Here is a 9,098-nt window from a genome sequence, read left to right as displayed (position 1 = left end):
GCCATGCGTATTCTGATCATCGAAGATGATATCGAAGCGGCCGAGGCCATGAAGCGTGGCCTGTCGGAGGCCGGCTTCGAATGCGAGCATGCCTCGGACGGCGAGTACGGCCTCGAGGCCGCCCGGGCCGGTGAGTACAACGTTCTCATCGTCGACCGGATGATGCCGCGCCGCGACGGCGTCAGCGTCGTCGAGACCCTGCGCCGCGAGGGTGACGCCACCCCGGTGCTGTTCCTCTCGGCCATGGGCGAGATCGACGACCGCGTCGTCGGCCTCAAGGCCGGCGCCGACGACTACCTGGTCAAGCCCTACGCCTTCGCCGAGTTGATCGCCCGGGTCGAGGCCCTGTCGCGCCGTCGCGAGACGGGCGCGGTCTCAACGACGCTGAAGGTCGGCGATCTGGAGATGAACCTGCTGACCCGCGAGGTTCACCGGGCCGGCAAGGACGTCGATCTGCAGCCGCGCGAGTTCCAGCTGCTGGAATTCCTGATGCGCCACGCCGGCCAGTCGGTGACCCGCACCATGCTGCTGGAAAAGGTCTGGGAATACCACTTCGACCCCCAGACCAACGTCATCGACGTCCACATCTCCCGCCTGCGCTCGAAGATCGACAAGGGCTTCGACCGGGCGATGCTGCAGACGGTGCGCGGGGCCGGATACCGGCTCGACCCGTAGACTGTGGTAGGATGGCGAGATGACATCCGATCCTGAACATCCCGAGGGCGGCATGGCCGAGGACGGCAAGCCATTCGAAGACTGGGAAGACGCCTTCATCGCGCGCAATCGCGAGGCGTTGGAACGGATGGTCGGCGAAGCGCGTGCATCCCTGGATCGCGGCGAGCAGGACATCCGGACGGTTGACCAGATTATCGCGGAAGGCCGCGCGCGGCTGGCTGCGGAACGCTAGCGAGGTCTGCGGTGGGGGCTATCCATGTGCGGTCGCCCGAAGCCGGTCGCGATCTCGACGAGATATTCCTGTGGATCGCGCGCGAGGCCAGTGAGGCGCGCGCGATCAAGGTGATCCGGCGCTTGGAGGCGAAATTTCAGATGATCGCCGAGTTTCCTGGTATCGGCCGGCGTCGGGATATGGCCGGCGGCCTGCTCGGTGCGTCGGAGCCGCCCTGGATCATCCTGTATGAAGCCCTGGTCGGCCGATCGGGAGTCCGGATCCTGCGGGTTGTGGATGGCCGCCGCGATCTGCCGACGGTGCTGGGGAAGACCGACCAATGATGAAACTCCCCCGCTTCGTCCGCACCACCACCTTCCGGCTGACCTTGCTGTTCCTGGCCCTGTTCGCCGGGGCCGCGGCGGCGTTCCTCGGCTACATCTATGTGGCCACGGCCGGCGAGGTCAGCCGGCGGGCCGACAACGAGATCACCCGCGAGATGAACTCGCTGGAGGCCACCTATCGTCAGGGCGGGGTCGCCGGCCTGAACACCGCCATCATCGAACGCTCGGCCAGCGAGAAGCCCTTCCTCTATCTGCTGATGGACAAGGACGGGAAGAAGATCAGCGGCACCATCCCTGTCTCGCCGATCGACGAGACCGACGACGGCGAGAACTGGGCCCGGTTCACCCTCACCGACACCGACATGGACGGCGGCGAAATCCGCAAGCCGGCGCGGGGCATGCAGGAACGGCTGGAGGGCGGCGAGATCCTCTTCGTCGGGGCCGACGTCAGCGAGAGCGAGGCCTTCGTCGTCGGCATTGCCCGGGCGCTGTGGGGCGCCGGCGCGCTGATCATCATTCTGGGCATGGCCGGCGGCATCCTGGTCAGCCGCAACGTCGCCCGCCACATGCAGGGCCTGACCGAGGCAGTGGCGGCGGTGCGTGGCGGCGATCTGCGAGCCCGGGTGCGGGTGCGCGGCGTGCGCGACGAGTATGACGAACTGGCTGAGGGGCTGAACGACATGCTTGATCGGCTGGAGCAGTCGATGGGCGGCCTGCGCCACGCCGGCGACGCCATCGCCCACGACCTGCGCTCGCCCCTGACCCGCCTGCGCGCCCGGCTGGAAGCCAGTCTGATCGAGATCGAGAACGGCAAGGGCGATCCCCTGCAGGCGATGGAACAGGCCCTGATCGACGCCGACAATGTGCTCAGCACCTTCAACGCCGTGCTGGCCATCGCCCGGCTGCAGGCGGCCGGCCGGGTGCCCGATCCCAAGCCCTTCGATCCGGGCGAACTGGCCTCCAACATCGCCGAACTCTACGAGGCGGTCTGCGAGGACAAGGGCCTCGACTTCAAGGCCGAGCTGACCCCCCGCCTGACCGTCAACGGGGCCAAGGAAATCCTCACCCAAGCCATCGCCAACCTGCTCGACAACGCCATCAAATATACGCCCGAGGGCGGGGCGGTGATGCTGCGGGTCCGCCGGCGGTCGTCCGGCGAGGTCGAGTTCTCGGTCACCGACACCGGCCCCGGCGTACCGGAGGAAGACCGCGCCCGCGTCGTGCAGCGCTTCGTGCGCCTGGAGAACAGCCGCACCGAGCCCGGCTCCGGCCTTGGCCTGTCGCTGGTCGCCGCGGTCGCCGAGGCGCACGGCGGGCGGCTGGAGCTGTCGGAAGGGCCCGGCGCTGTCGATGGCTCTGGCCCCGGGCTGCGGGTGGCGTTGGTGCTGCCGAGGCCCGAATGACCGGCTTGGGCCCGAGGCTGGTCCCCTGCGGACCGGTGCTCGACAAGAAGCACGCCGAGCGGACCCGGGAAATTGTCGAGAACGAGCTGGGCGCGGGCGCCCTGGACGCCGTTTGGGATGCCCTGGCCCCGGTTCTCGGGGCCTCCCCCTATCTGTCGAGCCTGATGCGGCGACGGCCGGCCTCGCTGGCGGCGACCCTCGACAGCGATCCTGACGAACGGCTCGAAGCCCTGCTGGACGCGGCCCGAGCCCAGGCCGACGAGCCGGAAAACGCTACGGCCGCCAAGCGTCTGCGGCAGCTGAAGGCCGACCTGCATCTACTCTGCGCGCTCAGCGACCTGGGCGGCGTCTGGGACCTCGACCAGGTCACCGGCGCCCTCTCGCGGTTCGCCGACGCGGCCCTGGAGGCGGCGCTGGTGCAGGCGGCGCGGGCCGAGATCGATCGCGGCCGGCTCACCGCGCCGGCCGATACGGCGCGCGGTCCCGTCCCCGGCCTCTTCTGCCTGGCCATGGGCAAGCATGGGGCGTTCGAGCTCAACTACAGCAGCGACATCGACATCTCGGTCTTCTACGAGCCGGACCTGATGCCGGTGGCCGAGGGGGCCGAGCCGCAGGATGTGGCCGTGCGCCTGACCCACGGCGTCGCCCGCATGCTGCAGGACCGCACCGCCGACGGCTATGTCTTCCGGGTCGATCTGCGGCTTCGTCCCGATCCCTCCTCGACGCCGCCGGCCATGCCGGTGCCGGCCGCCTTCGCCTACTATGAGAGCGTCGGCCAGAACTGGGAGCGGGCGGCCTTCATCAAGGCCCGGGTCGCGGCCGGCGACAGACTGGCCGGCCGGGATTTCCTCGGCGAGCTGTCGCCCTTCATCTGGCGGCGCAACCTCGACTTCGCGGCCATCGCCGACATCCATTCGATCAAGCGCCAGATCCACGCCCACAAGGTCGATGACCGGGTGACGGCGGCCGGGGCCGACCTCAAGCTGGGGCGGGGCGGCATCCGCGAGGTGGAGTTCTACGTCCAGACCCAGCAGCTGATCCTCGGCGGACGCCAGGCGGCGCTGCGCTCGCCGCGGACCCTGGACTCCCTCGCCGCCCTCGAACAGTCCGGCCATGTCACCCCGGACGCCGCCCGGCTGATGCGCGAGGCCTATGTCCAGCTGCGGGCCCTCGAGCACCGCGTGCAGATGCTGGCCGACGACCAGACCCACCGGCTGCCGGAGGCCGACGCCGACCGCAAGCGGGTGGCGGCCCTGTGGGGGCACTCCAATCTGAAGCGCTTCGACGCTGCGGTCGGCAAAATCCTCAAGGGCGTCAACGCCACCTATGGCGAGCTGTTCAAGGGCGAGGAGGAGCTGAGCTCCCGCTTCGGCAGCCTGATCTTCACCGGCGTCGAGGACGACCCGGAGACCCTGGCCACCCTCAAGCGCATGGGCTTCGACGACCCGCCCGCAGTGTCCGGCGCCATTCGCGGCTGGCACCACGGCCGCATCAACGCCACCCGCACCGAGCGGGGCCGGGAGCTGTTCACCCGGCTGGCCCCCCGCCTGCTCGACGCCGCCCACGCCACCGGCGCACCCAACGCCGCCTTCCGCCGCTTCGGGGATTTCTTCGAACGGCTGGGGTCGGGGGTGCAGGTGCAGTCGCTGTTCCTGGCCCAGCCGAAACTGTTCGAGCTGGTGGTTCAGGTCATGGCCTTCGCGCCGGAGCTGGCCCGCACCCTGGCCCGGCGGCCGGCGGCGCTGGACGCCCTGCTCGACCCGGCCTTCTTCGCCCCGTTCGAGACAGGGCAGGGGGCGGCGGCCTTCGACCAGGCCCTGGCGGCTGCCGATGGCTTCGAGGCGGCCATGGACGCGGCCCGGCGCGTGCACCGCGAACAGGCCTTCCGCATCGGGGTGCAGGTGATCGGCGGCACGGCCAGCGCGGCCGACGCCGGCGGCGCCTTCGCCGACCTCGCCGACCTCTGCATCGCCGGCCTGGCCCCGGCGGCCCTGGCCGAAACCGTTCGGCAGGGCGGCGCCTTCGCCGGCGAGGTGGCGGTCATCGCGCTCGGCAAATGCGGCGGGCGCGAGATGACCGCCCGCTCCGACCTCGACCTGATGACCCTCTACCGCTCGTCCGATCCGGCCGCGATGTCTGAGGGACGCGGCTGGGGGGCGGAGACCTTCTACGGCCGCTTCACTCAGCGGCTGATCGCGGCCCTGTCGGCGCCGACCGGCGAGGGCGGCCTCTACGAGGTCGACATGCAGCTGCGCCCGACCGGCAGCAAGGGCCCCGTGGCGGTCAGCATGAAGGCCTTCGAAGCCTACTACGACCGCGAGGCCGAGACCTGGGAAATGCTGGCCCTGACCCGCGCCCGCGTCGCCTGGGCCAGCAGCCCGGCCTTCGCCGCCGCCTGCCAGGCGGCTATCGACGCGGCCCTGCGCCGGTCCCGCGACCGGGCCAGGACCGCCGCCGACGTTCGCGAGATGCGCCAGCTGATGGAGGACGAGCGGCCGCCGTCCGGTCCGTGGGACCTCAAGCTGTCGCCGGGCGGCCTGGTCGATATCGAGTTCGCCGCCCAGTTCCTGCAGCTGGCCTGCGCCGCCGACGGCGGGCCGCTGCGCCAGAACACCGGCGACGCCCTGACCGCCCTGGCCGAGGCCAGGATGGCCGATCCCGAGGCCGTGCGGGTGCTGGAGGGGGCCTGGCGGATGCAGCAGGATCTCAGCCAGCTGCTCAAGGTGGCGCTCGACGACGCGGCCGATCCCGACGGCGAGCCCAAGGCCCTCAAGGCCCTGCTGGCTCGGGCCGGCGGGGTGAAGGACTTCAAGGCCTTGAAGGCCGCCCTGGCCAAGGGACGCCTCGCGGCAAGAGCCGCCTATGACCAGTTGGTTCGCTGAAAAAGACTGTCTTGTCAAAGGCTTGACCAATATGTCTAGACATATTCATCGACTTTTCGGCGCCTCGCCGGGCGCCTGTCCAGGCCCGTAGGTCGCCAGGACGCGTTTTCGACCCACAAACCCCGCGCACCAACCTACGTCCCGGCCTACGCTCCAGCCCACATCCTCGCCCCCTCCGCCCACGCAAAAGCCTACGGGCCTTGGCGTTTCGCCGACTTTCGCCCGGTTTCGAAGGGCAGCGCCTTTTTTGTGGGTCGGGTATAATGGGCGCCGCTTCGATAATCGCTCCGGCGACGGAACCCCTTGTCCCCGCCGTTGAAGCTGCGGGGCCGTACACAAGGAGATACCCGTTGATGAAAGCCTACCTGATCGCCGGCGCGCTGCTCGCCCTGACCGCCGGGGCCGCCTGCGCCCAGCCCGCGCCCGGCAAGGCCCGCCCCGACGCCAACGGCGACGGCAAGGTCAGCCTGGCCGAATTCAAGACCAGCCGCACCGCCCAGATGCTGCGCATGGACACCAACGGCGACGGCAAGGTCTCCAAGGCCGAGTTCCAGACCGGCATGGCCGCCCGCAAGGCCCGCGCCGAGGGCAAGGGCAAGGAAATGAAAGGCAAGGGCGGCGATGGCAGCCGGATGTTCGGCATGCTGGACAGCAATGGCGACGGATCGCTGGACAAGGCCGAGCTGGGCAAGATGGCCGAGCGCCGTTTCGGCCGCATGGACGCCGACGGCGATGGCGTGCTGAGCGCCGCCGAACGTCAATCGGCCGGACAAGGCATGATGGGTGGCGGCCGCTAACGCTATAGTCCCCGAGGCGGCCGGCGTCCGGTCGCCGACGGGAGTCCCATTTGACCCTCAAGGGCGATCCGGACGAGGCGCTTGTAGCGCGCATCGGCCGCGGCGATCAGGCCGCGGTCCAGTCCCTTGTCGCCCGCAAGTTGCCGCGCATGCTGCAGCTGGCCCAGCGGATGCTGAACGACGCCGCCGAGGCCGAGGATGTGGCCCAGGAGGTCTTCCTGCGGGCCTGGAAACAGGCGGCAGGCTGGACGCCGGGGGCGGCGAAGTTCGACACCTGGCTGCACCGGGTGGCGCTGAACCTCTGCTACGACCGCCTGCGCCGCCGGCGCGAGCACCTGATGGCCGAGCCTCCCGAGCAGGTCGACACCGGTCCGGCCCCCGATCGGGGCCTGCTGGCCGCCGACACGGGACTGCGGGTCTCCGCCGCCCTGGCAGCCCTGCCGGACCGGCAGCGGGAAGCGGTGGTGCTCTGCCACTACCAGGACCTGGGGAATATCGAGGCCGCCTCGCTGATGGGGATCAGCGTCGAGGCCCTGGAAAGTCTGCTGTCCCGGGGGCGCCGGGCCTTGCGCGCCGCCCTCGCCGACCTGAGAGAATGAGATGATGATGGACGCGCAACGCTTCGAGGCCCTCGCCGACGCCCATGGCGGCGTGATCGCCCGCTGGCCGGCCGAGGTGCAGGACGCCGCCTACGCCTGGCTGGCGCAGGCGCCGGAGGCGGCGCAGGCCGTGTTGACGGACGCCCTGGCGCTGGACGAGGCGCTCGACGTCCTGCGGCCGCCGCAGCCCTCGATGGCCTTGCGGGATCGCATCCTCGCCGCCGCGCCTCGGGGAAAAGCGGGCTGGAGCCTGCGCCGCTGGCTGACCGGCGCGGGGGTCGGAGCGGCCCTGGCGGCGGCCAGTGCGGCCGGGGTGATGATCGGCACTCAGGTCGGTACGGCGCCGGCCGAAGCCTCCGACGAGGCCGTGATCTCGGCGTCCAGCGATGACGACTGGATCGTGCTGCCCGATACGGAGAGCCAGTCATGAAGCCGCGTGGCCTGATTGTCGCCCTGGTCGTCTCGGTGGCCATCAACCTGTTCCTGGCCGGACTGATCGTCGGCGGGGTGGTGGTGGCGCGGCGCGTCGCCGAGGCCCGGCCTGTGGCGGCGGCGGGTCAGAACCGCACGCCCCTGTGGCGGGCCGCCGATGAGCTGCCCTTCCCCAAGCGCCGGGCCTTCCGCCAGATGTTCCGCCAGGCCGGGTTGGAAACCCGTGACGCCATCCGCCAGTCGCGGGCCATCCGCCGCGAGGCCATCGCCTCGATGGAAGCGCCCGACTATAACGCCGCGGCCGTGCTCGAGAAGATGAACCGGGCCCGCCAGCTCGACGGCCAGGCCCGCAGCCAGGTCGAGGCGAAGATCCTCGCCTTCGCCGCCACCCTGACGCCCGACGAGCGCGAGCTGCTGGCCCAGGGCCTGCGCCGGGCCATGGCCGGCCAGTTGCGTGAGCCGCCGGCGCGGGGTGAACGGGCGCCGATCCCGCCGCCGGAGAAGTAGGGTCAGGCGCTCCGCCGCACGGCCTTCGACACCCGCCAGGCCATGAACAGGGCCGGCAGACACAGTCCCGCCGCCACCGCGAACGGCGCGCTCGGGCCGATGCCGGTGAACAGCGGAGCGGCGACCAAGGGGCCGAAGATGCGCGCCAGGGCCCCGGCGGCGGTGTTGAGGCCCAGCATCTCGCCCTGACGGTCGTGCGGCGCCGACTTGGAGATGATGGCCACGATGTTGGGAAAGGCCAGCGACTGCCCGAGCGCCACGACGATCATGCCGAGCACGGCGATCATCCAGTTCTGGCCGACCAGCGGCTGGAAGCCGAAGCCGAGCGCGATCAGGCACAGGCCGCACATCAGGGTCGCCGCCTCGCCGATGCGGCGGGCCATCCAGCCGGTCAGCAGGCTCTGGGCAAGGGCGGCGGTGACGCCGATGGCCAGGAAGCAGAAGCTGATCTCGCGCGGGCCCCAGCTGAACTGGTGCTTGGCCCACAGGCCGAAGGTGGCCTCCATGCCGGCGAATCCGGCCATGGCGATCAGGCTGACGACCAGCACCCGGCGGATGACCGGATGGGCGAGGGCGTCGGTCAGGCCTTCGAAGCGGGCGCGGCGCGGGGCGTCCTTGTGAACGTGACGGGTCTCCCGCACGAACAGGGTGACGCCGATTCCGGCCGTCAGGGCCAGGCCCGCCGCGATCAGCAGCGGCAGCCGAAAGCCGGCCGTGCCCTGGTCCGGATGGGCCAGCAGCCCGCCCAGCACCGGGCCGGTGACGAAGCCCAGGCTGAAGGCGGCGGCTATGAAGCCCATGCGGCCGGCCCGCTTCTCCGGCGGGGTGACATCGGCCAGATAGCCCTGGATGGTGGAGATGTTGCCGGTCAGGATGCCGCCGCCAAAGCGGATCAGCATGGCGATCCACAGGTCGGGGGCGAAGGCCAGCAGCACATAGGTCAGGGCGTTTCCGAAGATGGTCAGCATCAGCACCGGCCGTCGGCCGATCCGGTCCGACAGCTTTCCCCACAGCGGCTCAGCGAAGAAGTTGCCGAGGCTGTAGGCCGAAAACAGGATGATCACCTGCCAGGCCGGGGCCCCGAAGCTGGAGGCGTAGAAGGGCAGCAGCGGGATGACCACCCCGAAGCCGGCGATGTTGATGAACACCACCGACAGCAGGATGATCAGGGCCCGGTTGTCCTGGGTCGTCTTTTGGGGCGGGGGGGCGGCGTCCGACATGAGCCATCGGCTCTACGCCCGACCGGGC

The 9,098-nt window shown here is 70.5% G+C and carries 10 protein-coding genes; 9 read left to right on the top strand and 1 reads right to left on the bottom strand.

The genetic code is table 11. The features are described from left to right. The first annotated feature begins 3 nt into the window (after positions 1 to 3). The 9 genes from O5I81_RS15665 (at position 4) to O5I81_RS15625 (ending at position 7,850) form a co-directional block, all read left to right on the top strand. Positions 4 to 675, top strand: coding sequence for a response regulator transcription factor (locus O5I81_RS15665; RefSeq protein ID WP_271065793.1), 672 nt, complete (start codon positions 4 to 6; stop codon positions 673 to 675). Between the two features lie 19 nt (positions 676 to 694). Further along, positions 695 to 907 carry a hypothetical protein gene (locus O5I81_RS15660; protein WP_271065792.1) on the top strand — a complete coding sequence of 71 codons (213 nt, stop codon included), beginning with the start codon at positions 695 to 697 and terminating at the stop codon, positions 905 to 907. 26 nt (positions 908 to 933) lie between these two features. Then, on the top strand, positions 934 to 1,230 hold the full coding sequence (locus O5I81_RS15655) for a type II toxin-antitoxin system RelE/ParE family toxin (protein WP_271065791.1): 297 nt from the start codon (positions 934 to 936) through the stop codon (positions 1,228 to 1,230). Further along, on the top strand, positions 1,230 to 2,633 hold the full coding sequence (locus O5I81_RS15650; RefSeq protein ID WP_271069044.1) for a HAMP domain-containing sensor histidine kinase: 1,404 nt from the start codon (positions 1,230 to 1,232) through the stop codon (positions 2,631 to 2,633). The genes O5I81_RS15655 and O5I81_RS15650 overlap by 1 nt, the downstream gene beginning before the upstream one ends. Then, the gene (locus tag O5I81_RS15645) at positions 2,630 to 5,515 is read left to right on the top strand and encodes a bifunctional [glutamine synthetase] adenylyltransferase/[glutamine synthetase]-adenylyl-L-tyrosine phosphorylase (protein WP_271065790.1); all 2,886 of its coding nucleotides are present in this window, start codon (positions 2,630 to 2,632) and stop codon (positions 5,513 to 5,515) included. The genes O5I81_RS15650 and O5I81_RS15645 overlap by 4 nt, the downstream gene beginning before the upstream one ends. Positions 5,516 to 5,868: 353 nt before the next feature. Beyond that, entirely contained in the window at positions 5,869 to 6,312 is a 444-nt protein-coding gene (locus O5I81_RS15640) for an EF-hand domain-containing protein (RefSeq protein WP_271065789.1), read from the top strand. A gap of 50 nt (positions 6,313 to 6,362) precedes the next feature. After that, a complete protein-coding gene (locus tag O5I81_RS15635) occupies positions 6,363 to 6,911 on the top strand; it encodes an RNA polymerase sigma factor (protein WP_271065788.1) in 549 nt (182 codons plus the stop codon). A gap of 7 nt (positions 6,912 to 6,918) precedes the next feature. Next, positions 6,919 to 7,341, top strand: coding sequence for a hypothetical protein (locus O5I81_RS15630; RefSeq protein ID WP_271065787.1), 423 nt, complete (start codon positions 6,919 to 6,921; stop codon positions 7,339 to 7,341). Continuing rightward, a complete protein-coding gene (locus O5I81_RS15625) occupies positions 7,338 to 7,850 on the top strand; it encodes a periplasmic heavy metal sensor (RefSeq protein WP_271065786.1) in 513 nt (170 codons plus the stop codon). The genes O5I81_RS15630 and O5I81_RS15625 overlap by 4 nt, the downstream gene beginning before the upstream one ends. 2 nt (positions 7,851 to 7,852) lie before the next feature. Here the strand turns inward: O5I81_RS15625 and O5I81_RS15620 are convergent, their stop codons facing one another. Beyond that, complete coding sequence (locus O5I81_RS15620; protein ID WP_271065785.1) at positions 7,853 to 9,070, bottom strand: MFS transporter; 1,218 nt, start codon at positions 9,068 to 9,070, stop codon at positions 7,853 to 7,855. Between the last annotated feature and the right edge of the window lie 28 nt (positions 9,071 to 9,098).

Origin of the sequence: Caulobacter sp. NIBR1757 (assembly GCF_027912495.1) — a bacterium.
In the GTDB taxonomy this organism is placed as follows: Bacteria; Pseudomonadota; Alphaproteobacteria; order Caulobacterales; family Caulobacteraceae; genus Caulobacter.
Note: the sequence above shows the minus strand (reverse complement) of the source record. Positions and strands in the feature narration are given on the sequence as shown.

Excerpts from the sequence above, each read along its gene's own strand:
- O5I81_RS15665 (WP_271065793.1), top strand. The coding sequence starts at position 4 with ATGCGTATTCTGATCATCGAAGATGATATCGAAGCGGCCGAGGCCATG.
- O5I81_RS15660 (WP_271065792.1), top strand. The coding sequence starts at position 695 with ATGACATCCGATCCTGAACATCCCGAGGGCGGCATGGCCGAGGACGGC.
- O5I81_RS15650 (WP_271069044.1), top strand. The coding sequence starts at position 1,230 with ATGAAACTCCCCCGCTTCGTCCGCACCACCACCTTCCGGCTGACCTTG.
- O5I81_RS15645 (WP_271065790.1), top strand. The coding sequence starts at position 2,630 with ATGACCGGCTTGGGCCCGAGGCTGGTCCCCTGCGGACCGGTGCTCGAC.
- O5I81_RS15640 (WP_271065789.1), top strand. The coding sequence starts at position 5,869 with ATGAAAGCCTACCTGATCGCCGGCGCGCTGCTCGCCCTGACCGCCGGG.
- O5I81_RS15630 (WP_271065787.1), top strand. The coding sequence starts at position 6,919 with ATGGACGCGCAACGCTTCGAGGCCCTCGCCGACGCCCATGGCGGCGTG.
- O5I81_RS15625 (WP_271065786.1), top strand. The coding sequence starts at position 7,338 with ATGAAGCCGCGTGGCCTGATTGTCGCCCTGGTCGTCTCGGTGGCCATC.
- O5I81_RS15620 (WP_271065785.1), bottom strand. The coding sequence starts at position 9,070 with ATGTCGGACGCCGCCCCCCCGCCCCAAAAGACGACCCAGGACAACCGG.